The organism is Streptomyces xanthochromogenes (assembly GCF_014650455.1).
Taxonomy (GTDB): Bacteria; Actinomycetota; Actinomycetes; order Streptomycetales; family Streptomycetaceae; genus Streptomyces; species Streptomyces xanthochromogenes.
This window is the reverse complement of record NZ_BMUZ01000004.1, coordinates 588,459-609,814: the sequence shown is the minus strand read 5'-3', so window position 1 is coordinate 609,814 and position 21,356 is coordinate 588,459. Positions and strand designations below refer to the sequence as shown.

General features: G+C 72.0%; 22 protein-coding genes, 1 pseudogene and 1 riboswitch. Of the genes and pseudogenes, 18 read left to right on the top strand and 5 right to left on the bottom strand.

Going from position 1 to position 21,356, the window contains the following annotated elements; translation table 11 throughout:
• Nucleotides 1-38 precede the first annotated feature (38 nt).
• The 7 genes from IE267_RS13790 to IE267_RS13760 all read left to right on the top strand — a co-directional run bounded on the left by IE267_RS13790 (nt 39) and on the right by IE267_RS13760 (nt 8,602).
• Entirely contained in the window at nt 39-1,295 is a 1,257-nt protein-coding gene (locus IE267_RS13790; RefSeq protein ID WP_189763386.1) for an ATP-grasp domain-containing protein, read from the top strand.
• The gene (locus tag IE267_RS13785) at nt 1,292-2,386 is read left to right on the top strand and encodes an alpha-hydroxy acid oxidase (RefSeq protein ID WP_189763385.1); all 1,095 of its coding nucleotides are present in this window, start codon (nt 1,292-1,294) and stop codon (nt 2,384-2,386) included. Before IE267_RS13790 ends, IE267_RS13785 begins: the two co-directional genes overlap by 4 nt.
• A gap of 360 nt (nt 2,387-2,746) precedes the next feature.
• Nucleotides 2,747-2,926, top strand: a riboswitch (cobalamin riboswitch).
• Nucleotides 2,927-3,149: 223 nt separating this feature from the next.
• Entirely contained in the window at nt 3,150-4,649 is a 1,500-nt protein-coding gene (locus IE267_RS13780) for a CoA-acylating methylmalonate-semialdehyde dehydrogenase (RefSeq protein WP_189763384.1), read from the top strand.
• Between the two features lie 5 nt (nt 4,650-4,654).
• A complete protein-coding gene (locus IE267_RS13775) occupies nt 4,655-5,821 on the top strand; it encodes an acyl-CoA dehydrogenase family protein (protein WP_189763490.1) in 1,167 nt (388 codons plus the stop codon).
• Nucleotides 5,818-6,900, top strand: a complete 1,083-nt coding sequence (locus IE267_RS13770) for an enoyl-CoA hydratase/isomerase family protein (RefSeq protein WP_189763383.1) — start codon at nt 5,818-5,820, stop codon at nt 6,898-6,900. Before IE267_RS13775 ends, IE267_RS13770 begins: the two co-directional genes overlap by 4 nt.
• Nucleotides 6,894-7,832, top strand: a complete 939-nt coding sequence (mmsB, locus tag IE267_RS13765) for a 3-hydroxyisobutyrate dehydrogenase (RefSeq protein WP_268251544.1) — start codon at nt 6,894-6,896, stop codon at nt 7,830-7,832. The genes IE267_RS13770 and mmsB overlap by 7 nt, the downstream gene beginning before the upstream one ends.
• Nucleotides 7,829-8,602 (top strand): enoyl-CoA hydratase, encoded by a 774-nt coding sequence (locus tag IE267_RS13760; protein WP_189763382.1) that lies wholly within the window; start codon nt 7,829-7,831, stop codon nt 8,600-8,602. The genes mmsB and IE267_RS13760 overlap by 4 nt, the downstream gene beginning before the upstream one ends.
• Nucleotides 8,603-8,676: 74 nt before the next feature.
• Here the strand turns inward: IE267_RS13760 and IE267_RS13755 are convergent, their stop codons facing one another.
• Nucleotides 8,677-8,865: a helix-turn-helix domain-containing protein gene (locus IE267_RS13755; RefSeq protein WP_189763381.1), complete on the bottom strand. Its 189-nt coding sequence runs from the start codon at nt 8,863-8,865 to the stop codon at nt 8,677-8,679.
• Between the two features lie 238 nt (nt 8,866-9,103).
• On the opposite strand from IE267_RS13755, the gene IE267_RS13750 reads away from it, so the two are divergent.
• The 3 genes and pseudogenes from IE267_RS13750 to IE267_RS13740 all read left to right on the top strand — a co-directional run.
• Complete coding sequence (locus IE267_RS13750) at nt 9,104-10,618, top strand: MmgE/PrpD family protein (RefSeq protein WP_189763380.1); 1,515 nt, start codon at nt 9,104-9,106, stop codon at nt 10,616-10,618.
• Entirely contained in the window at nt 10,618-11,523 is a 906-nt protein-coding gene (gene prpB, locus IE267_RS13745; protein WP_189763379.1) for a methylisocitrate lyase, read from the top strand. Before IE267_RS13750 ends, prpB begins: the two co-directional genes overlap by 1 nt.
• Before the next feature lie 79 nt (nt 11,524-11,602).
• A pseudogene (locus IE267_RS13740) lies at nt 11,603-11,689 on the top strand (citrate/2-methylcitrate synthase); the annotation flags it as partial.
• A gap of 61 nt (nt 11,690-11,750) precedes the next feature.
• Here IE267_RS13740 and IE267_RS13735 read toward each other — a convergent pair.
• A complete protein-coding gene (locus tag IE267_RS13735) occupies nt 11,751-12,377 on the bottom strand; it encodes a TetR/AcrR family transcriptional regulator (RefSeq protein ID WP_189763378.1) in 627 nt (208 codons plus the stop codon).
• 305 nt (nt 12,378-12,682) lie between these two features.
• On the opposite strand from IE267_RS13735, the gene IE267_RS13730 reads away from it, so the two are divergent.
• Entirely contained in the window at nt 12,683-13,810 is a 1,128-nt protein-coding gene (locus IE267_RS13730) for an FAD-dependent oxidoreductase (protein WP_189763377.1), read from the top strand.
• A 143-nt stretch (nt 13,811-13,953) separates the two neighbouring features.
• Here IE267_RS13730 and IE267_RS13725 read toward each other — a convergent pair whose 3' ends face one another.
• Entirely contained in the window at nt 13,954-14,115 is a 162-nt protein-coding gene (locus IE267_RS13725; protein WP_100575597.1) for a hydrophobic protein, read from the bottom strand.
• A 225-nt stretch (nt 14,116-14,340) separates the two neighbouring features.
• Between IE267_RS13725 and IE267_RS13720 the strand changes: the two genes are divergently transcribed.
• From IE267_RS13720 to IE267_RS13705, 4 genes are read left to right on the top strand one after another with little or no spacing between them, the layout of a single operon-like run.
• A complete protein-coding gene (locus IE267_RS13720) occupies nt 14,341-15,195 on the top strand; it encodes an STAS domain-containing protein (RefSeq protein WP_167162364.1) in 855 nt (284 codons plus the stop codon).
• Nucleotides 15,192-15,596 (top strand): STAS domain-containing protein, encoded by a 405-nt coding sequence (locus IE267_RS13715; RefSeq protein ID WP_167162363.1) that lies wholly within the window; start codon nt 15,192-15,194, stop codon nt 15,594-15,596. The genes IE267_RS13720 and IE267_RS13715 overlap by 4 nt, the downstream gene beginning before the upstream one ends.
• Complete coding sequence (locus IE267_RS13710) at nt 15,593-16,006, top strand: anti-sigma regulatory factor (RefSeq protein WP_161246968.1); 414 nt, start codon at nt 15,593-15,595, stop codon at nt 16,004-16,006. The genes IE267_RS13715 and IE267_RS13710 overlap by 4 nt, the downstream gene beginning before the upstream one ends.
• Nucleotides 16,003-17,361 (top strand): ATP-binding SpoIIE family protein phosphatase, encoded by a 1,359-nt coding sequence (locus IE267_RS13705; protein ID WP_189763376.1) that lies wholly within the window; start codon nt 16,003-16,005, stop codon nt 17,359-17,361. Before IE267_RS13710 ends, IE267_RS13705 begins: the two co-directional genes overlap by 4 nt.
• A gap of 73 nt (nt 17,362-17,434) precedes the next feature.
• On the opposite strand, the gene IE267_RS13700 is transcribed toward IE267_RS13705, so the two are convergent.
• Entirely contained in the window at nt 17,435-17,722 is a 288-nt protein-coding gene (locus tag IE267_RS13700) for a hypothetical protein (protein WP_167162358.1), read from the bottom strand.
• Between the two features lie 180 nt (nt 17,723-17,902).
• Here IE267_RS13700 and IE267_RS13695 point away from each other — a divergent pair, with 180 nt between their 5' ends.
• From IE267_RS13695 to IE267_RS13685, 3 genes are all read left to right on the top strand, one after another.
• A complete protein-coding gene (locus IE267_RS13695) occupies nt 17,903-18,436 on the top strand; it encodes a MarR family winged helix-turn-helix transcriptional regulator (protein WP_167162356.1) in 534 nt (177 codons plus the stop codon).
• A 452-nt stretch (nt 18,437-18,888) separates the two neighbouring features.
• Entirely contained in the window at nt 18,889-20,508 is a 1,620-nt protein-coding gene (locus IE267_RS13690; protein ID WP_189763375.1) for a sensor histidine kinase, read from the top strand.
• The gene (locus IE267_RS13685; RefSeq protein ID WP_100578868.1) at nt 20,508-20,951 is read left to right on the top strand and encodes a response regulator; all 444 of its coding nucleotides are present in this window, start codon (nt 20,508-20,510) and stop codon (nt 20,949-20,951) included. Before IE267_RS13690 ends, IE267_RS13685 begins: the two co-directional genes overlap by 1 nt.
• A gap of 32 nt (nt 20,952-20,983) precedes the next feature.
• Here the strand turns inward: IE267_RS13685 and IE267_RS13680 are convergent, their stop codons facing one another.
• A complete protein-coding gene (locus IE267_RS13680; RefSeq protein WP_161244411.1) occupies nt 20,984-21,319 on the bottom strand; it encodes an STAS domain-containing protein in 336 nt (111 codons plus the stop codon).
• Between the last annotated feature and the right edge of the window lie 37 nt (nt 21,320-21,356).

Sequence of the window (21,356 nt, the reverse complement as noted above, 5' to 3'; positions counted from 1 at the left end):
GAACCCCCGCACGCCCCCTTTCCACGAGGTGAACCTGCATGCCCGAGCACGTCCTGGTCATCGGCAGCGGCCGAGACCTCCCCACCCGTCTGCGCCGCTCCCGGGCCGGCACCCGGACCACCGTCGTCTGCCGTCTCGACTACCTCTCCAAGCTGCGGGAGACGACGGAACACACCCGGATCATCGGGGTGCGCCCCGAGGCGCCGGCCGAGGAGTGGACCGAACTCGCCGAGGCCGTGCATGCCCGTGACCCGTTCACCCGGATCGTGGCCTTCGGCGAACGCGACCAGGACAAGTGCGCGGCCGTCGGCCGGGCCCTGGGGCTCGCCGCGCACTCCCCGGCCACCGTCGCCCTGGTGCACGACAAGCACGCCATGCGCGTCCGGCTGCGCGAGGCCGGCGTCGACTCCACAGCCTCCGCCGTGGTCTCCGACGTCGACGAACTGCGGGCGTTCCTCGCCGCGCACGGCACCCCCTGCATCGTGAAGCCGGCCGAAGGCTCCTTCAGCAAGGGCATCGCCCTGGTCCGCGAGATCGACGAGGCCGCGGCCGCCTTCGGACGGGCCAGTGGTGAACTCGGCGACCTGCACGGCACCGAGGTCCTGGTGGAACAGTTCCACGAGGGCCCGCAGTTCAGCGTGGAGGCCTTCTCCGAGGCGGGCGAGCACCAGATCGTCGCGATCACCCGCAAGTACTCGGACCCGCGGAACTTCGTCGAACTGGGCCACGTGAGCCCCGCACCGCTCGAACCCGCCCAGGAGAAGCAGGTCCACGACTACGTGGAGCGGATTCTCGACGCCCTCGGCATCGCGTCCGGGGCCACCCACACCGAAGTCGTCCTGAGCGACGCCGGGCCCCGGGTGATCGAGACGCACGTACGCATGGGCGGCGACGAGATCCCGGCCCTGGCCCACGACGTGACCGGCGTCGACCTCGCCGAATGTCTCATCCGGCACACCCTCGGCGAGCAGGTCCTGCCCGGCATCCGGGCCACCCTCGCCGCACCCCGCACCCCGAGGAGCTCGGCGATCTGGTTCGCCGCGCTGCCCGCCCCCGGCGTGCTCGCCGAGATCACGGGGCTGGCAGCGGCCCGCGAGGTGCCCGGCGTCACGGAGGTGGAGTCGCTGGTCGAGCCGGGCGCCGCCATCGAGACCCTGGAATCCTCCGCGTCGCGGGTCGCCCACGCCCGCGCGGTCGCGCCGACCGCCGAAGCGGCCCTGGCCGCCGCCCGGGAGGCGATCGGCCGCCTCACCTTCCACGTGGGCGTACGCGCCGCGGACCAGGGAGCCCTGTGACCACCGCCCCGCCGCGCCCCCAGCGCATCACCCTGGCCGACTTCCACGAGGCCGCCCGCGCGGTGCTGCCGGCCGACGCGTACGACTACCTCGAAGGGGGCGCGGCGGACGAGCGGACGGTGCGCTGGAACGCCGAGGCGTACGAGCGGCTGGCCCTGCTGCCGAGGGTGCTCACCGGCACGTCGGGCGTGGACACGCGCCGCACCCTCTACGGCACCGAACTCCCCTCGCCGGTACTGCTCGCCCCGACGGCCTCGCACGGCTTGTTCCACCCCGAGGCCGAGGCGGCCACGGTGCGGGGCGCGGCTGCCGCGGGAGCGCTCACCACGGTGAGTACCTTCTCCACCCTGACGCTGGAGGAGATCGGCGCCGCGGCCACCGGACCGTGGTGGTTCCAGCTGTACGTGCAGCGGGACCGGGCGCTCACCGCCGATCTGGTGGGGCGGGCCCGGGCGGCCGGGGCGAGCGCCTGCGTCGTCACTGTCGACACCCCGGTCACCGGGCTGCGGGAACGGGACCTGCGCAACGGCTTCGCGCTCCCTTCCCACGGAACTCCCGCCAATCTGGCGGGAGTTGACGGCTCGGCGGACCGCGACAACTCCGATCCGGTACACCGCGGCATCCACGACCCGCGCATCGACCCCGCGGTCGGCTGGTCGGACCTCGAATGGCTGCGTACGGTCTCCGGACTGCCGGTCCTCGCGAAGGGCGTCGTGCGCCCCGATGACGCCCGCCGGGCCGCCGAGGCCGGGATCGGGGTGTGGATGTCCAATCACGGCGGCCGCAACCTCGACACGGCGATCGCCCCCCTTGCCATGCTGCCCGCCGTCGCCGACGCGGTGGCGGGCCGGGTACCGGTGCTCGTCGACGGAGGCATCCGCCGCGGCACCGATGTGGTGAAGGCGCTGGCACTCGGCGCGGACGCCGTGGCGATCGGCCGCCCCTACGTCTGGGGCCTGGCGGCGGACGGTGCCGAGGGTGTCACCGCGGCCCTGCGCGCCCTGCACCGCGAGACGGAACTCGCCCTCGCCCTGCTGGGCGCCCCCGACCTGGCGTCCCTGACCCCGGACCTCGTGCGCCCGGCCCGGTGAGCGCCTCGTAGCCCCGGAACTCCCGGCCCGCCCCCCTTCGCGCCGACGATCCGCAGGCGAAGGGGGCGGCCGGAGCCGCCGTTGTCCGCGAGCGCCTCCGGGCCGACAGCAGCCCGGTGACGTGCATCTTTCCCGGGAAAGCGGTAACAGGGAGGAACGTGGAGCTATTGACGATTCGGACGGTACTGGGGCTGACCATCGCACTGGTCGGCCTGTTGTGTGTGGGTGCGGGACTCCTGTGGCCCCGGTTGGCGCGCCATCTCTCGGGCGGGCGATCGTGGAGCGCCGTCTCTCCTCGATGACACCGGGTGCACGGCCTGTTCGCTTCCGCACTGGACTTACTAGGACGTCCAACTATATGTTCGGTGCAAGGCCCGCGGTGTCAGGGAAGCCGGTGTGATTCCGGCGCGGTCCCGCCACTGTGACCGGGGAGTGCGTTCTCGTCGAGACGTCCGCCACTGACGGAGACACCCGTCGGGAAGGCGTGAGGGCGCGCGCTGATCCGGGAGTCAGGATACCGGCCGCGGGGTGTTCCGTGTTGTCCACGAGGATGGAGCAGACACGCATGGCACCGGTCCGTACCCACGACCCAGGTGATCCGGCGGAGCGATCGGCGATGCCCGTACACGGCGTCGACTCCTAGCTCCGCGACGGCTCTTCGGCCTTCGCGTCCCATGGCCCGTACCTCCGCGCGCCCCACCGGGCGGCGCGGTGGCCGAGCCGTGCCATCCCCGGATCCCCACCTGACGAGAGCAGGCTCATCGTGGTCCGTGAACTCACCCACTTCATCGGCGGCAAACGCACACCGGGCACCTCCGGGCTCTTCGCCGACGTGTACGACCCCAACACCGGCACCGTCCAGGCCCAGGTCCCGCTGGCCGGGCGCGCCGAGACCGAGGCGGCCATCGCCGACGCGGAGGAGGCCCAGCGGGGCTGGGCCGACTGGAATCCCCAACGGCGTGCCCGGGTCCTGCTCAAGTTCCTGCAACTCGTCGAATCCGAACGGGACTCGCTGGCGCGGCTGCTGTCCGCCGAGCACGGCAAGACCGTGGCCGACGCCCACGGGGACCTCCAACGCGGCCTGGACGTCGTGGAGTTCGCCGCGGGCATCCCCCATCTGCTCAAGGGCGAGTTCACGGACAGTGCGGGGACCGGCATCGACGTGCACTCGCTGCGCGCCCCACTCGGGGTCGTCGCCGGCATCACCCCGTTCAACTTTCCCGCGATGATCCCGCTGTGGAAGGCCGCCCCGGCGATCGCCTGCGGCAACTCCTTCGTGCTCAAGCCGTCCGAGCGCGACCCGTCCGTGCCGCTCAGGCTCGCCGAACTGTTCGTGGAGGCGGGGCTCCCGCCCGGCGTCCTGAACGTCGTCAACGGCGGTAAGGAGGCGGTCGACACGCTGCTCGACGACCCCAGGGTCCAGGCGCTCGGCTTCGTCGGCTCCACGCCGATCGCCGCCCACGTCTACGCCACCGCCGCGGCCCGCGGCAAGCGCGCCCAGTGCTTCGGCGGCGCCAAGAACCACATGATCGTGATGCCGGACGCCGACCTCGACCAGGCCGTCGACGCGCTGATCGGCGCCGGCTACGGCTCGGCCGGCGAGCGCTGCATGGCGATCTCGGTCGCCGTACCCGTGGGGGAGGAGACCGCGGACGCGCTCGTCGCCCGGCTGAAGGAGCGCATCGCCGAGCTGCGCATCGGCCGCTCCGACGACCCCGATGCCGACTTCGGCCCGCTGGTGAGCCGGGACGCTCTCGACCGGGTGCGCCGCTACGTCGACATCGGCGTCACCGAGGGTGCCGAACTCGTCGTGGACGGACGGGACTTCACGCTCCCCGGCCACGAAGGCGGCTTCTTCGCCGGGGCCTCACTCTTCGACCGGGTCTCCCCGCGCATGCGCATCTACCGCGAGGAGATCTTCGGCCCCGTGCTGTGCGTGGTGCGCGCCGCGGACTACGAAGAGGCCCTGCGCCTGCCCAGCGAACACCCGTACGGCAACGGCGTCGCCCTGTTCACCCGCGACGGGGACACCGCCCGCGACTTCACCCGCCGCGTCAACACGGGCATGGTCGGCATCAACGTGCCCATCCCGGTACCGGTCGCCTACCACACCTTCGGCGGCTGGAAGCGGTCCGGCTTCGGCGACCTCAACCAGCACGGGCCCGACTCCGTCCGCTTCTACACCCGCACCAAGACCGTCACCTCGCGCTGGCCCTCCGGGGTCAAGGAGGGCGCGAGCTTCACGATCCCGACGATGGGATGACCGCGATGCACGCCACCCGCGCCCCCGACCGCGGCGCCCTCACCCCCGACCAGCTCGCCCTCGTCGAGGTCACCCTCGACTTCACCGAGGAACACCTCGCGCCGCACGCCGTCGCCTGGGACCGGGAGAAGCACTTCCCCGTCGACGTCCTGCGCAAGGCCGCCGGACTGGGCCTCGGCGGCGTGTACGTACGCGAGGAGTCCGGCGGCACCGGGCTCACCCGCGCCGACGGCGTCCTCGTCTTCGAGGCGCTGGCCACCGGCTGCCCCTCCATCGCCGGCTACCTCTCCATCCACAACATGGTCGCCTGGATGATCGACCGCTACGGCGACGCCGCACAGCGCGCCCGCTGGCTGCCCGGCCTCTGCGCGGCCGAGTCCCTCGGCAGCTACTGCCTGACCGAGCCGGGCGCCGGATCGGACGCGGCCGCCCTGCGCACCCGCGCCGAACGCGACGGCGACCACTACGTCCTGACCGGCGTCAAGCAGTTCATCTCCGGCGCGGGTGCCAGCCGGGTGTACGTCGTCATGGCCCGCACCGGCGAGGCGGGCCCCGGCGGGATCTCGGCGTTCGTCGTGGAGCGCGACGACGCCGGGCTCTCCTTCGGGCCCAACGAGCCGAAGATGGGCTGGAACGCCCAGCCCACCCGCCAGGTCGTCCTCGACGGCGTCCGCATCCCCGCCGACCGCAGGCTGGGCGCCGAGGGCGACGGCTTCCGCATCGCGATGAACGGGCTCAACGGCGGCCGCCTCGGCATCGCGGCCTGCTCGCTCGGCGGCGCCCGGAGCGCGCTGCACCGCAGCGTGGCGTACCTCGGTGATCGCGAGGCGTTCGGCGCGCCCCTGCTCGACGCGCAGGCACTGCGCTTCACGCTGGCCGACATGGCGACCGAACTGGCCGCCGCCCGTGCCCTGGTCCGCCAGGCCGCCGACGCTCTCGACCGGGGGGACCAGGGCGCACCCCAGCTGTGCGCCATGGCCAAGCGGTTCGCCACCGACACCGGCTACTCCGTCGCCGACCGGGCGCTCCAACTGCACGGCGGATACGGCTACTTGAGCGATTACGGCATCGAAAAGATCGTCCGGGACCTGCGCGTCCACCAGATCCTGGAAGGGACCAACGAGATCATGCGACTCATCGTGGCACGCGAACTGAGCGGGGCCGGCCGGTGACCGGCGCACACACCGAGGAGACCGTCCTGCGGCGCACCGAGGGACGTGCCGCCCACCTCGTCCTCAACCGTCCCAAGGCCCTCAACGCACTGACCCACGCCATGGTCCGGTCCATCGACCGGGCGCTGACCGACTGGGAACACGACCCGGCGATCGAGGTCGTCGTCCTCACCGGCGCGGGTGACCGCGCCCTGTGTGCGGGCGGCGACATCCGCGCCATCCACGAGGACGCACGCGGCGGCGACGGCACCGCCTCCCGGGACTTCTGGCGCGACGAGTACCGCCTCAACGCCCGCATCGCCCGCTACCCGAAGCCGTACGTCGCCGTGATGGACGGCATCGTCATGGGTGGCGGGGTGGGCGTATCGGCGCACGGCAGCGTGCGCCTGGTCACCGAGCGCTCCCGTGTCGCGATGCCCGAGACCGGCATCGGCTTCGTCCCCGATGTCGGCGGCACCTACCTGCTGGGCCTGGCACCCGGGGAACTCGGCACCCATGTGGCGCTCACCGGAGCCCAGTTGGAAGCCGGCGACGCCCTGCTGTGCGGCCTCGCCGACCACTGCGTCCCGTCCGTCGAACTGCCCGGCCTGCTGGCCGGGCTCGCCGACCGGCCGCTGCGGGAAGTCCTCCAGCGGTACGTCGGGGAGGCACCGCCGAGTGCGCTCGCCGCCGAGCGGGACTGGATCGACGACTGCTACGCGGCCGACACCGTCGAAGAGATCCTCGGAAGGCTCCTCGCCCACGGCGCGCCCGCCGCCAAGGAGGCCGCCGAGACCCTGCTCGCGAAGTCGCCCAGCGCGCTCAAGGCGACCTTGGAGTCGCTGCGCCGGGCGCGCCGCCTCGCCTCCCTGGAGGAGGTCCTCGACCAGGAGTACCGCGTCTCGTGCGCGGCCCTCTCCACGCCGGACCTGGCCGAGGGCATCCGCGCCCAGGTGATCGACAAGGACCGCGCTCCGCACTGGAACCCCGGCACGCTCGCCGAGGTCGCCGACACGGACGTGGCCCGGTACTTCGCCCCGCTCGGCGACCGGGAACTCGGCCTGGGCGCCACCACCCGCGCATCGGAGGTCCCGTGGTGAACGGCAAGGTCATCGCATTCATCGGGCTCGGCCACATGGGCGGGCCCATGGCCGCCAGTCTGGTGCGGGCCGGACACCGGGTCCTGGGCTACGACGTCGTCACCCGGTCGCTGGACGCCGCCGCGGCCGCCGGTGTGACGCCCGCCGCGTCGGCGGCCGCGAGCGCCGCCGAGGCCGACGTGGTCGTCACCATGCTGCCCAGCGGCCGGCACGTCCTCGCCCTCTACCGCGAGGAGGGGCTGCTGGAGGCCGCCCGTCCCGGCACGCTCTTCATCGACTGCTCCACCATCGACGTCGCGGACGCCCGCCTCGCCCACGAGGCCGCGACGGCCGCCGGACACCGGGCGCTCGACGCCCCCGTGTCCGGCGGCGTGGTGGGCGCCGAAGCCGCCACCCTGACCTTCATGGCGGGCGGCTCGCCGGACGAATTCACGGCAGCGGAACCGCTGTTGGCCGCCATGGGCAGGAGGTCGGTGCACTGCGGCGGCCCTGGTGCGGGGCAGGCCGCGAAGATCTGCAACAACATGATCCTCGGCATTTCGATGATCGCGGTGAGCGAGGCCTTCGTCCTCGGCGAGAGCCTGGGCCTCACCCACCAGGCGCTCTACGACGTGGCCTCCACCGCGTCCGGCCAGTGCTGGGCCCTGACCGTCAACTGCCCCGTACCGGGCCCCGTCCCCACCAGTCCCGCCAACCGCGACTACCGGCCGGGCTTCGCGGCCCCGCTCATGGCCAAGGACCTGGGGCTCGCGGCCAACGCCGTCCGGTCGGCAGGGGTACGGGCCGAACTCGGCCTCAGGGCGGCGGAGTTGTACCAGGCGTTCGCGTCCGGCGCCGGAGCGGACCAGGACTTCTCGGGGATCGTGGAGTCGATCAGGCAGCGGTCCGCCGACGGCCCCGCCCGGCGGGAAAGGGAGGGTGCGGGCTCATGACGTACGAGACGATCCTCGTCGAGCGCACGGGCCGTGTCGCCGTGCTGACACTCAACCGGCCGAAGGCCCTCAACGCGCTCAACCTCCAGGTGATGCGCGAAGTGGTCGAGGCGGCCGGGTGTCTGGACCGTGACCCGGAGGTCGGCTGTGTCGTGATCACCGGGTCCGAGAAGGCGTTCGCGGCGGGCGCCGACATCAAGGAGATGCGGCCGCAGGGCTACCTCGACATGTACCTGAGCGACTGGTTCGCCGCGTGGGACCGGCTCGGCGACCTGCGCACTCCCACCGTCGCCGCGGTCTCCGGTTACGCCTTGGGCGGTGGCTGTGAACTGGCCATGCTCTGCGACATCCTGCTCGCCTCCGACACCGCCGTGTTCGGCCAGCCCGAGATCAAGCTCGGTGTCATCCCGGGCATCGGTGGCTCCCAGCGGCTCACCCGGGCCGTCGGGAAGGCCAAGGCCATGGAGCTGTGTCTGACCGGGCGCACCATGGATGCCGCCGAGGCCGAACGGGCCGGGCTGGTCTCCCGCGTGGTCCCGGCCGGGAACCTCCGCACCGAGGCCCTGGCCGTCGCGCGGACGGTGGCGGAGATGTCGGCGCCGGTGGCGATGATGGCCAAGGAGGCCGTCAACCGGGCCTTCGAGACGACCCTGGCGGAGGGCGTCCGGTTCGAACGGCGCCTGTTCCACGCGGTGTTCGCGACGGAGGACCAGAAGGAGGGGATGGCTGCCTTCACCGACAAACGGCCGCCCGCTTTCCGTCACCGCTGACGCCGCTTCCGGCCGGACCCCGGACCGTGTCGTCCGGCGGCCCGGCCGGGGTCACCCCCGCTCGCCCGCCGTGTTCACCGCGTGGGGCACGTGGGTCCGCCGGTCGGGGTCGACGGACAGTCGGCCGTCGGCCGGTGGACGGGCCCGTTGGACGTCGAGATGCCGAGTACACGGGCCAGTTCGACCCGGGTCGTGCCGCGCTCGGTGCGCAGCCTGCGCAGTTCGGCGTGCGCGCAGATCTTCCGAAGGGGAGGCCGCGCCATGGCGATGCGCCTCCTTGTCCGCTGGAGTGGCTCCGGCACTCCTTGCGCCGCGTCGGTGCCCGTGTGGTGAAGCCACCATCCGCACCTTTCGCAGCATTCGCAGTTCCGCGGCGCACGGGCGGACGGATTTCGCAGATGGGAGGGGTGGCTCACGGGCCGGGCGTGGAAATGATCGTGGTGAAGGGCACGAGGCCCGGGACAGCGGTCTCGGCCCGTCCGTGCACCCATGAGGAGCCTCGTGATCGACCATCAGGTACGTGTCCACCCCAGCGCCGACCGGCTGCCCCGCCAGGAGCAGCTTGCCTGGCGGCTGGCCGCCGTTGCCACCGCCACCCAGGAGGCCGCGGAGCTCGACCCGGAGGCCGCCGCGATGGCCGTCAACCGCGTGATCGACAACGCGGCGGTGGCGATCGCCTCCCTGCGCCGCCGACCGGTCGCCGTGGCCCGCACGCAGGCCGCGCCGCACCGGGCCGCCCCGGGTGCCTCCGTGTTCGGCACACGCGGACGGATCTCCCCGGAGTGGGCGGCCTGGGCCAACGGCACCGCGGTGCGCGAACTCGACTTCCACGACACCTACTTGGCCGCCGACTACTCCCACCCGGGCGACAACATCCCGCCGCTGCTCGCCGTCGCCCAGCACACCGGATGTTCCGGGGCGGACGTGCTCCGGGGCATCGTCGCCGCGTACGAGATCCACGTCGCGCTCGTGAAGGGCATCTGCCTGCACGCCCACCGCATCGACCACGTGGCGCACCTCGGCGCCGCGACGGCGTGCGGAATCGGGGCGATGCTGCGGCTGCCGGTCGAGACGGTGTACCAGGCGGTCGGACAGGTGGTGCACACCACCACCGCGACCCGGCAGTCCCGCAAGGGCGAGATTTCCAGCTGGAAGGCGTTCGCCCCCGCCTTCGCGGCCAAGGCGGCGATCGAGGCGGTGGACCGCGCGATGCGCGGAGAAGGCGCGCCGTCGCCGATCTACGAGGGTGAGGACGGCTTCCTCGCCCGGATGCTCGACGGGCCCGGCGCCGCGTACACGGTCACGCTGCCGGAGCCCGGCGAGGCACGCCGGGCGATCCTCGACACGTACACCAAGGAACACTCGGCCGAGTACCAGGCACAGGCGGTCATCGACCTCGCGCGGCGGCTGCGCGAAAAGGCCGGACCGCTCGACCGGGTGCGCTCGGTGGTGCTGCACACCAGCCACCACACCCACCACGTGATCGGCTCGGGCGCGAACGATCCGCAGAAGTACGATCCGGCCGCCGGCCGCGAGACCCTCGACCACTCGGTGCCGTACATCTTCGCCGTCGCCCTGGAGGACGGCGTCTGGCACCACGAGCGGTCCTACGCCCGTGAGCGGGCCCGGCGTCCCTCGACGGTCGAGCTGTGGCAGAAGATCTCCACGGTCGAGGACCCGGACTGGACCCGCCGCTACCACGACCCGGACCCGGCACGGCGCGCCTTCGGCGGCCGGGCCGTGATCACCCGGGACGACGGCACGGTCCTGGAGGACGAACTCGCCGTCGCCGACGCCCATCCGTCCGGTGCCCGGCCCTTCGACCGCGACGGCTACACCGGCAAGTTCCGCACCCTCACCGAGGGCATCGTGACCCCGGCCGGCCAGGACGCGTTCCTCGGCACGGCGAGCCGTCTGGCCGAGCTGGACACCGAGGCGCTCACGGGCCTCTTCCCGGAGGCCGACACCGAAGCGGTCGCCGCGTACGACGCGACGCTCCCGAAAGGACTTTTCTGATGCCGCACACCCGCACCACGCCCACCGGACGCCGCCGGGCCCTGCGCGAAGGGCTCGCTTCGGGGCGGCTGTTGCGCATGCCGGGAGCGGTCAACCCGTACACGGCACGGCTGATCCAGGAGCACGGCTTCGAGGCCGTGTACCTCTCCGGGGCCGTCCTCGCAGCCGAGTTGTGCCTGCCGGACATCGGCCTGACCACATCCACCGAGATCGCGGCCCGGGCCCAGCAGGTGACCCGGGTCACCGATCTGCCGGTCCTCATCGACGCCGACACCGGATTCGGCGCACCCGTGAACGCCGCCCGCACCGTCCAGCTCTTCGAGGACGCCGGGCTCGCCGGGATGCACCTGGAGGACCAGACCGCCACCAAGCGCTGCGGGCACCTCGACGGCAAGACGCTCGTGACCCGCGACGAGATGGTCCGGCGGATCCGCGCCGCCGTCGGCGCCCGGCGCGACGACGACTTCCTGCTGATGGCCCGCACCGACGCGCGCGCCGTGGAAGGGCTGGACGCCGCCATCGAGCGGGCGAAGGCGTACGTCGACGCCGGAGCGGACGCCGTCTTTCCCGAAGCGCTCTCGGGAGAAGCCGAGTTCGAGGCGTTCCGCGAGGCCCTCGACGTGCCGCTGCTCGCCAACCTGACCGAGTTCGGCAAGAGTCCCCTGCTGACCACGACCGCACTGGAGAGCCTCGGCTACAACATCGCGCTCTACCCGGTGACCCTGTTCCGTCTCGCCAACGGGGCCGTCGAGGACGGGCTGCGGACGCTGGCGGCGGAAGGCACCCAGGAGTCCCTGGTGCCTCGCATGCAGACCCGGTCCCGGCTCTACGAGGTCCTCGGCTATGCCGACTACACCGCCTATGACAACGCCGTCGCGGACTTCACCCTCCCGCCCGGTGACTGACGTCCGTCCGCGCGGCCCGTACCCCGTGCTGGAGGACCCCATGACCACCGCTTCGCCCCTGCACACGCCCCTGCGGCACGCCGTGATGAGCCGCATCACCGGCTGGACCGCACACATCACCGAACAACTCGCCCACAACGCTCTGATCCGCCCGCCGGCCTCGTAGGACGGTCCGGATCAGCGGGCGGTGCCCGGCGCGGTGTAGGGCGCGGCGGGAACGGGCCGGCCTAGCGGCCGCTGGAGCGTGTTCGCTTCGAGGGGGTCGGCCGCCAACCGTGTTCGAGCAGGTCGAAGGCCCGGGTGACGGCTTGGCGGGGGTCGTCGTGGCCGCGTGCGACGCGGGGTGCTTCGAGTGCGAAGTGGGCCAGTGCCGTGCAGCCGGGATCGTCCTCGGGCAGGCCGCACTCCTGCGCGATCGCGCGGGCGAGTGCTCCGGTGTGCCGGAGCCACATGGCCTGCACGTAGTCGCGCAGCGCCGGGGTGGTGTTGATCAGCTCGAAGAACGCGGTGAAGCGCGCGTCCGTGCCGGTCGCCGCCATGCGGTAGCGCAGCGCGTGCTCGCACAGGGCCGCGGGGATCGACTGCCCCGCCGGGCGTTCGCGCACGGCGGCGAGCAGGCGGGCTTCCTGGTCGGCTTCCTCGTCGAAGACGAGGGCCTCCTTGACCGGGAAGTGCTTGAACAGGGTGGTGGTGGACACGTCCGCCTCGTCCGCGATCTCACGGATGCCGACGTCGTCGTATCCGCGCTCCAGGAACAGGCGCAGCGCCGCGTCGGCGATGGCCTGTCGGGTGGCGGCCTTCTTGCGCTCGCGGCGCCCCGTCGGCGCTGCGGTGGGGGACTGGCTCTCGGGCATACGGCCGATCATACCGTTAAGGTTGCTCGACTTTAAAAGTGAAACCGTTGCACTTAGTGATTCGTTGTGCTTTTCTGGAGGAGGAGCCCGGCCGGCGGAATCGGCGCCGTGCGAGGCCAGATCTCCGCGGCCCGGCTGCGGCTGCGGCAGCGCTCGTCGTCATCGAAGCGCCGCTCGGAAGCCCGGCCCACCCGCGCCATCACCCGCCGGGAAAACACTCCGGTCCGCGCGGCCCACCGACACCTCTTCAGCGCCGCGCACGCCGGATCGATCCCGGCCGTCCACGGTTATGAACGGAGCACACCATGAACCCCACCCCGCGCATCGCGATCATCGGCGCCGGCCCCGGCGGCCTCACCTGCGCCCGCATCCTGCAGCGGCACGGCATCGCCGTCGCCGTGCACGACCGCGAGAACGGACCCGGAGCCCGCGACCAGGGCGGGAGCCTCGACCTGCGCGAGGGCGACGGTCAACTCGCGCTGCGCGAAGCCGGACTCCTGGACGAGTTCGTCCGTCTGTCCCGGCCCGAGGGGCAGGAGATGCGCCAGTTGGATCCGGCCGGGAAGCTGCTCTTCCACCACACCCCGGACGCGGACGAACGCTTCAAGCCCGAGATCGACCGCGGCGACCTTCGAGACCTCCTCCTCGACTCCCTGGAGCCAGGCACCGTGCGCTGGGGTCACACCCTCCGCTCCGTCGACTGGCCCGCCGAAGGTCCCCGGCGGCTGCGCTTCGCCGACGGGACCGTGGTCGAGGCCGACCTCGTCATCGGCGCGGACGGCGCCTGGTCCACCGTCCGTCGTGCGGTCTCCGACGCCACCCCCGAGTACAGCGGTGTCAGCTTCCTGGAGGCGTGGTTCCACGACGTCGACAACGAACACCCCGACATCGCCGAACTCGTCGGCCAGGGCGGCGCAGGCGTGGCCGACGGCGAGCGCGGCCTGTTCGCCCAGCGCAACAGCGGCGGCCACGTCCGCGTCCACCTCGTCCAGCGCGTCCCCTCCGGCTGGATCACCGACGCCGGCCTCACCGCCCAGGACACGGCCGGCATCCGCGCGCTCCTCCTCGACCGGTACCGAGACTGGTCGCCCCGGCTGCGCCGGATGATCACCGACAACGACGGCCCGTACGTGCAGCGGCCCATCCACGCCCTGCCCGTACCGCACACCTGGGACCAGAACCCCGCCGTCACCCTGCTCGGCGACGCGGCCCACCTCATGCCGCCGCTCGGAGTCGGAGTCAACCTCGCCCTGCTCGACGCCTGCGAACTCGCCCTGGCGCTTGCGCACAACGACACGGTCGCCGACGCCGTCCGCGCCTACGAGGCGACGATGGTCCCCCGATCCCACGAGATGCAGAAGCTCCTGGACCACGGCGCCGAAGAACTGATCTCGGCCGAACTGCCCGACTTCGCAGCCGACATGACCGGCTGAAATCCCCAATGCGATGCCTTTGCCAGGGAAATGCCGCACCACGTTTTCGGGCGCCGGCGAATTCCCGGGCGACAACATGCCTGTGGGCTCCCCGCCTTGTTCCTGACGGGGAGCCCACATTTCGGCAATTGCGCGCCGTGCGCCTACCAGCGGTACCAGCGGCCGCTTCCTCCCTTGGGCCGGGCGACGAAGCCGACCAGCCAGACGACGAGCACGATGATCGCGATCCACCAGAGAGCCTTCAGTGCGAAACCCGCGCCGAAGAGGATCAGAGCCAGCAGAAGAACGAGAAGCAGGGGAACCATAGTTATCAACCTCCGAGCCACCGAATGCCCCCGTGTGACAAGCCCACACACGTTCGAGGCGGCTGTTTACAAGTTTCTCGGCCGGGCAACGGTCTTTGCCCTCTCCGGTGCGCCGCAGCGGTGCCGGGCTCGGCCGGCCGGCTGCCCGGGGGGCGATCACCCCGCCTCCTCGGATGGCTTAAAGTTCCGGTGGGGTCGCTCGATCCCCGCGAAGAGAGGAGCCCTGTGGCCGACAAGCACGTCTCGGAACGTCTGATCGCTCTGCTGTCGGGCCGGGGTGAAGACCTGGGCGCGGAGTGGGCGGAGAAGGTGACCGGTTCGCTGGGCGGACGGGTGGCCCGTGCCGAGGTCGAGCGCGAATTGCGCGAGATCTACGCCGCGCTGGTCGCCGCGCTGAGCGACGGCAGTGTGGACGGGTACGACGAAGCGTTCGGTGAGGTACGTGCGCTGCTGACCGAACTGTCCCGCAACCGGGCCCTGCAGGGCTTCACTCCCACCGAGACCGCGGTGAGCGTGTTCGCGCTCAAGCAGGTTCTGGAGCCGTCCCTCGTCGGCGAGGACAGCGATGCCGATGCGTACCTGCGGTTCGCCGCCCTCCTTGACACCCTCGGCCTGTTCACCATCGAGGTCTACTCCCGCACCCGCGAGGAGCTGATTGCCGCGCAGGCGGAGCAACTCCTCGAACTGTCCACCCCCGTCGTGAAGCTGTGGGAGGGCGTGATCGGCGTCCCCCTGGTGGGCACCCTCGACTCGGCGCGCACCATGGTGGTGATGGAGAAGATGCTCCAGGCGCTCATCGACACCGGGTCGGAGCAGGCGATCATCGACATCACCGGTGTCCCGACGGTGGACACCGAAGTCGCCCAGCACCTCCTGAAGACGGTGGTGGCGGCGCGTCTGATGGGCGCCGAGTGCACGATCTCCGGCATCCGTCCGCAGATCGCGCAGACCATCGTCGCCCTTGGCATCGACTTCGGAGACATCGTCACCAAGTCCACGCTCGCCGACGCCCTGCGCCACGCGCTGCGCCGATCCGGCACCACCGTCTCGCGTACGGCGCCGCAGGCCGGTGCGCGGTGACCGAACGGGTTCCCATCCTGAGGATCCGGCAGGTACTGCTGGTGTCCATCCAGACCGACCTGGACGACCAGGACGTGCTGCTGCTCCAGGACGACCTGGCCCAGGCGGTGGTGGACAGCGGGGCGCACGGCGTGGTCATCGACATCACCGCCGTGGAGATCGTCGACTCGTTCGTGGGGCGGATGCTGGCCACCATCGCCTCGCTGTCCCGCTTGCTCGACGCGCAGACCGTCCTGGTGGGCATGCGTCCGGCCGTCGCCATCACCCTGGTCGAACTGGGCCTCTCCCTCGGTGGCGTGAGGACCGCGCTCACCTTGGACAAGGGGCTGCGCATGCTGGAGGACGACCGGGTCGAGCGGGGCTCCGAGGGCACCGCGCCGGATGCCGTGGCCCACGCATGACCGGCCCCTCCCGTACCTCGGAGGTACTGGAGATCACCACCACCGCCGGGGTGGTGCAAGCCCGCCAGCAGGTGCGCGTGCTGGCGCAGCAGTGCCGGCTCTCCCTGGTGGACCAGACCAAGCTGATCACCGCCGCGAGCGAACTGGCCCGCAACACCCTCGTCCACGGAGGCGGCGGCACGATGACCGCCCTCCTGGTGGAGGAACGCGCCAGGCGCGGCGTACGGCTTTCCTTCGCCGATCACGGTCCGGGGATCGCGGACGTGGACCTGGCGTTGACCGACGGATGGACCTCCGGCACGGGCATGGGCCTCGGCCTGTCAGGCTCCAAACGCCTGGTCGACGACTTCGTCCTGGACACCACGCCCGGTGAGGGCACCACCGTCACCATCACCAAGTGGGGCCGATGACCCTCACCCGTCCACCGGTCCTGGTGGACTACGAGGACGTGGCCTGGTTCCGCGACCAGCCCGAAGCGGCCAGGGGCGCGGCCGCCGCGCTGGGGCGAAGGGTCGGCCTGGGTGAGCAGCGGACCGCCCAACTGGTCCTCGCGGTAGCCGAGTTGACCGGCAATCTCACCAAGCACGCCATCGACGGCTCCCTCCTGCTGCGGGTGGTGCGCACGCACCCCGAACCGGGAGCGGACGCGTCGGCCGGGGTGGAGGTGATCGCCGTCGACGGCGGCCCCGGCATGGCCGACATCCCGGCCGCCCTGCGCGACGGGATGTCGACCAGCGGCACCCTGGGCATCGGCCTGGGCGCGGTCCAGCGCCTCGCCGACACCTTCGACATCCACTCCCGGCCCGGTACCGGCACGATCCAACTCGCCCGCTTCTGGCCGCGTCCCGCGCCGCGGTCCGCGAGCGGCGAGCCGGCGGTGGCGGGCCTCACCCGGCCGATCAGCGGCGAACAGACCTGCGGTGACGCCTGGGCCGCACGCGCCGACAGCGGACATGTGCCGTCCGGCGGCGGCCATGCACCGGTCGGCAGCGAGCGCGTGACGGGCGGCGGTCACGTACCGGCCGCCCGAGACCATGTGCCGACGGCCGGACCGCGAGGGGGCGGGGCCTCCACGCAAGGCCGGTCCGGCGCGGAACGCCCCAGCTGGTCGGCCCTGACCAACCCCCGCTCGTACCAGGCGCGGCCGGCCGTCCCGTCGCGCGCCGGGACCCCGCCGGAAGCACCGGCGTGGCCGGGCCCGAGCGATGTCCGGCCCGCCGTGGCCGGCCGGACGGCTCCGGTGCGGGCCGCGGTGCCGGGGCGCGGGGAGGGCCTGCTCGTGATGTGCTGTGACGGGCTCGGGCACGGCCCGCAGGCCGCACTGGCCGCGCAGGCCGCCGTCCAGGCATTCCATGCCGCGACCGGCCGCACCCCCGGGCAGGTGATGGAGCACGTGCACCGGGCGCTGCGCGGCACCCGCGGCGCCGCCGTTGCCATCGCACGTCTGGAGCCGGACGGGCGGCTGCTGTTCTGCGGAATCGGCAACATCACGGCGGCCCTGGTCACCGCGGCGGACCGCACCACGCTGATGTCCCAGCCCGGTATCGTCGGCCATCAAATGCGTCAACTGCGCACGTATGAAACCGAGTTGCCCGCCACCGGCGTTCTCGTCATGCACTCCGACGGGCTGAGCGAACGCTGGAGCGCCGCCGACCTGGCGGGGCTGCTGCACCATCCGCCCGGGGTGATCGCCGCGAGCCTGCTGCGCCAGGCCGCGACCCGCCGCGACGACGCCGGCGTGGTGGTCGCCCGTACGCCCCGCTGAGGACACGGTCGCCGACCCGTCCCGCGCGGGGTACGCCCTGGCCCGGGGACGTACCGGCCTGGTCGGGCCGATCTCAGCCGAGACCGCGATGGGCGGCCCACAACCCCGCCGCGCGGTCGGCGGCGTCGGCGATCAGGGCGGCCAGTTCGGGTCGGTCGGGCACGGAGAACGAGACGTACCCGCTCCGCCCGCCGCCGACCGGTCGGCCGTAGGCCTTGGCGGCGAGGTGACCGTCCGGGAGGAGCCGGACGTTGAGTGTGGTCAGGGTGAACTCCTGGCCGCGTCTCGTGTCCGTCCAGCGAAGTGCCTCCGGGACCGTGACGTTGATCGCCAGAGCACTCACTTCCAGGTCGTTGCTCATGAACGGATGCTCTCACGCACCTCGGTGCGGGCAGGGGCCTTCGCGCGAGCCTCAGCGAGTGGGGCGGGCAGCGCCGTTGCCGTCCGCGCCCCGTCCCGGGGGTGTCGGCGCACGCCCCGGGCCGTGCGGGCTTCTGGCCAAGGGCTGACACGGTGGGCTCGTGGATGGCACAGTGGAACAATGCGCCCACGCTCTACCTCCCAGTCGCAGAAGGCAGCGGACACCGCGGCAGAGGTGAGTGGGCTGCTCGGTGTGCTGTTCGGACGGGCTCAGGCGAAGGCTCCGGCCGGTCCCGTATCGGCGTCGCAGACGCGTGCCCTGGTGGCGATCGAGCGTCTTGAGGGCGGAAATCTGCGGGCGTTGGGCCAGGCGCTGGGATCGAGTGCTCCCGCCACGAGCCGGCTGTGCGACCGGTTGGAGGCAGCGGGCCTCATCGAGCGACGTCTCAGTACCGCGAGCCGCCGGGAGCTGGAGCTGTCGCTGAGCCGGCAGGGGCGTGCGCTGCTCGACGAAGTGCGCCGACGCGAGATGTCCGAGCTCCAGCCCGTGCTGGGTGCGATGCCACCGGAGGCGCTCGACCACCTGGCCAAGGGGCTGGCCGCCTTTCGTGAGGCGGCGGCCGCGGCCGTGGACGGAGCCACCGAGGACGTGCGCCGGACCGTGGCGCAGGACCCCGCGGACGAACCCCGCCTGCGAATCGCCCGCCCCGCCTGAACCGGCGGTGCGGCCGCCGGGCGGGAGCGTGTCCCCGGGTCGGCTTGAGTCCCCGGACGGGGTCGTGCCCCGGGCCGGGTGCCCGGACTGGGGCAACTGTTGCGAAAAAGCAACTGATCGTCCTAGTCTCGTCACCCGTCAGGAGAAAGCTGCGGATTCCCACGGAGATGGTGAGCGCCCGCGCGTGCCGCCGATCGAGGCCGAGGCCGGCGACGCCGTGCTCGTGGAGGAACCGGTGCCGGACAGTGCCGGGGCGCGCCTCTCGATCTCGTACGGGCGTGGTCGTCGGCGGACGCACTCGTGCGGCGCGGAAGGCATGTCGCGCGTCACCCGCGCCCGCGCCCACCAGCGGCCGACTCCTTCGGCGACGACCTCGTCCGCACGGCCCGGACCTCCGCCGTACCCGGCGGCCCGGCCGACGACGGGGCAGTGCTGCTATTCGAATGGACGGTATGACTTCCGAACGCGAACAGACGTCGACAGCCGGTGCCGGGTGGCGCACCTTCACGGTCAGGAGGTGGTTCCTGCTCGCCCTGGGGGTGATGGGGGCCATGACGCTCGTCACGGCCGGTGTCGGAGCAGCCGTTCTGTCGCGTACCAACGAAGCGGCCGACCGCCTCGTCCACAACGTCGCACCGGCCCGGACCGCGGCCTTCCAGCTGCAAGCGGCGCTCCTCGACCAGGAGACGGGTGTCCGCGGTTTTCTCCTGACGGGTGACGAGACGCTGCTGGCCCCCTATGAGCGCGGTCGCACGGCCGAGAGCGGCGCGCGAGCCCAACTGGACACACTGGTAAGGGAGATGGGGCTCCGCTCGGACACGCTCTCCGCGCTCGACGGTGCGGTGAAGCGCTGGCAGGAGAGCTTCGCCGTCCCGGCCGTCGCTGCCACCAGGGCCCACGCCGGCACCGTCTCCGTGGCGCAGGGCAAGGCCGAGTTCGACCAGGTCCGTACGCGCCTGGCCACCGTCCAGAGGCAGTTGCAGACGGAGCAGGAGCGGGCCGGGGCGCACCTGGCCGATGTGCGCGCGCAGCGCGACCACACCTTCCTCGCCGCGCTGGCGCTGTTCGTCCTGATCGGCGCGGGGCTCGCGCTCCTCCTGCAGTTCACCGTCGTCCGCCCGCTGGAGGAAGTGCGTACGGCTTCGCGGCGCGTGGCCGACGGGGACTTCGACCATCCCATCCCCGCACACGGGCCGGCCGACGTCCGGGGGCTGTCCAAGGCGGTCGAGGCCATGCGCCTGCGCGTGGTGGGGGAGTTGACCGCCGGCCGGCGCAGGGAGGCCGTACTCGCCGAACAGGCGACGGAAATGGACGCACAGGCAGTCGAGCTGCGCCGCTCCAACGCCGAACTCGAACAATTCGCCTACGTCGCCTCGCACGACCTCCAGGAGCCGCTGCGCAAGGTGGCGTCCTTCTGCCAGCTCCTGGAGAAGCGCTACGGCGACCGGCTCGACGAGCGCGGTACGCAGTACATCGCGTTCGCCGTCGACGGCGCGAAGCGCATGCAGACCCTCATCAACGACCTGCTGACCTTCTCCCGCGTCGGACGCGTCAACGACGCCTGCGACGCCCTCGACACCAACACCGTCGTGGACCGCGCGCTGCGCAACCTGGCCGCCGCGGTGGAGGAGCACAATGCCCGGATCGACTGCCCGGAGGATCTGCCCGGGGTGACGGGCGACGCCACCCTGCTCACCATGCTGTGGCAGAACCTGCTGGGCAACGCCGTCAAGTTCCGTCACCCCGACCGGGTTCCGCACATCCGGGTGAGCGCAGAGCCGGACGCGGAAGCGGGTTTCGTGCGGTTCGCCGTCGCCGACAACGGGATCGGCATCGCCCCCGAGTTCGCGGAGAAGGTGTTCGTCATCTTCCAGCGTCTGCACAGCCGGGACGCCTACGGAGGCACGGGCATCGGTCTCTCCGTGTGCCGGAAGATCGTTGAGCACCGGGGTGGCCGCATATGGGTGGACACTGCCCATACGGACGGGACACGGATCGTCTTCACGCTCCCCGGCGCCTCCGCGCCCGACGGCTCGACACTGCCCGCACCGCAATCCGAAGGAGTCGCCTGATGACCACACCCCCGCCGCAGCCCATCGAAGTCCTGCTCGTGGAGGACGACGCGGGCGACGAGCTCATGACGCGTGAGGCATTCGAGGACAACAAGATCGGCAACACCCTCCATGTGGTCCGCGACGGCCTGGAGGCGCTCGACTTCCTCTACCGGCGCGGGGACCACACCGAGGCGCCCACGCCGGACCTGATCCTGCTGGATCTGAACCTGCCGAAGTACGACGGCCGTCAAGTGCTCGAACAGATCAAGGCGGACCCGGAACTGAGCCACATCCCGGTGGTCGTGCTGACCACCTCCTCGGCCGAGGAGGACATCCTGCGCAGCTACAAGCTGCACGCGAACGCCTATGTCACCAAGCCGGTGGACCTGGACCAGTTCATTCTGGCCATCCGTCAGATCGACGACTTCTTCGTCACGGTGGTCAAGCTGCCGAAGGGCTGATCGCCGGACGTTCCCGCGGTTTCCGCCCGGCCCTAGACGTGAACGGGGCCGTCGCGGAGCGCCGCGGCCCGGCCGGTGTGGATGGCGAAGACGCCGCCCATGCCGAGAATCCGCAGGAGTCGCAGCACGGGCCACGACGGCGCAAGGAGGCGCAGGCGGTCGCCGAGACCGGAGCGTGCCCGCAGGAGGGTGTTGACGATGGCGGTGTCGGCGAACAGGACGGCCGACAGATCGACCACCACGGGTCCACGGCCGGAGCGGGTCGCTTCGTCCAGCGCCAGGCGCAGGGGCTCCGCCGAATCGAGGTCGATCTCCCCCGCCACGGACAGAACCACTGTGTCCGTCCCGTGGTGCGTGCGGAGGAGCATGCGCTGATCGATGACTGGGGTGTCCAAAACTGGCCCC

Excerpts from the sequence above, each read along its gene's own strand:
- IE267_RS13790 (WP_189763386.1), top strand. The coding sequence starts at position 39 with ATGCCCGAGCACGTCCTGGTCATCGGCAGCGGCCGAGACCTCCCCACC.
- IE267_RS13775 (WP_189763490.1), top strand. The coding sequence starts at position 4,655 with ATGCACGCCACCCGCGCCCCCGACCGCGGCGCCCTCACCCCCGACCAG.
- IE267_RS13760 (WP_189763382.1), top strand. The coding sequence starts at position 7,829 with ATGACGTACGAGACGATCCTCGTCGAGCGCACGGGCCGTGTCGCCGTG.
- IE267_RS13755 (WP_189763381.1), bottom strand. The coding sequence starts at position 8,865 with ATGGCGCGGCCTCCCCTTCGGAAGATCTGCGCGCACGCCGAACTGCGC.
- prpB (WP_189763379.1), top strand. The coding sequence starts at position 10,618 with ATGCCGCACACCCGCACCACGCCCACCGGACGCCGCCGGGCCCTGCGC.
- IE267_RS13735 (WP_189763378.1), bottom strand. The coding sequence starts at position 12,377 with ATGCCCGAGAGCCAGTCCCCCACCGCAGCGCCGACGGGGCGCCGCGAG.
- IE267_RS13730 (WP_189763377.1), top strand. The coding sequence starts at position 12,683 with ATGAACCCCACCCCGCGCATCGCGATCATCGGCGCCGGCCCCGGCGGC.
- IE267_RS13725 (WP_100575597.1), bottom strand. The coding sequence starts at position 14,115 with ATGGTTCCCCTGCTTCTCGTTCTTCTGCTGGCTCTGATCCTCTTCGGC.
- IE267_RS13710 (WP_161246968.1), top strand. The coding sequence starts at position 15,593 with ATGACCGGCCCCTCCCGTACCTCGGAGGTACTGGAGATCACCACCACC.
- IE267_RS13705 (WP_189763376.1), top strand. The coding sequence starts at position 16,003 with ATGACCCTCACCCGTCCACCGGTCCTGGTGGACTACGAGGACGTGGCC.
- IE267_RS13700 (WP_167162358.1), bottom strand. The coding sequence starts at position 17,722 with ATGAGCAACGACCTGGAAGTGAGTGCTCTGGCGATCAACGTCACGGTC.
- IE267_RS13695 (WP_167162356.1), top strand. The coding sequence starts at position 17,903 with ATGCGCCCACGCTCTACCTCCCAGTCGCAGAAGGCAGCGGACACCGCG.
- IE267_RS13690 (WP_189763375.1), top strand. The coding sequence starts at position 18,889 with ATGACTTCCGAACGCGAACAGACGTCGACAGCCGGTGCCGGGTGGCGC.
- IE267_RS13685 (WP_100578868.1), top strand. The coding sequence starts at position 20,508 with ATGACCACACCCCCGCCGCAGCCCATCGAAGTCCTGCTCGTGGAGGAC.
- IE267_RS13680 (WP_161244411.1), bottom strand. The coding sequence starts at position 21,319 with ATGCTCCTCCGCACGCACCACGGGACGGACACAGTGGTTCTGTCCGTG.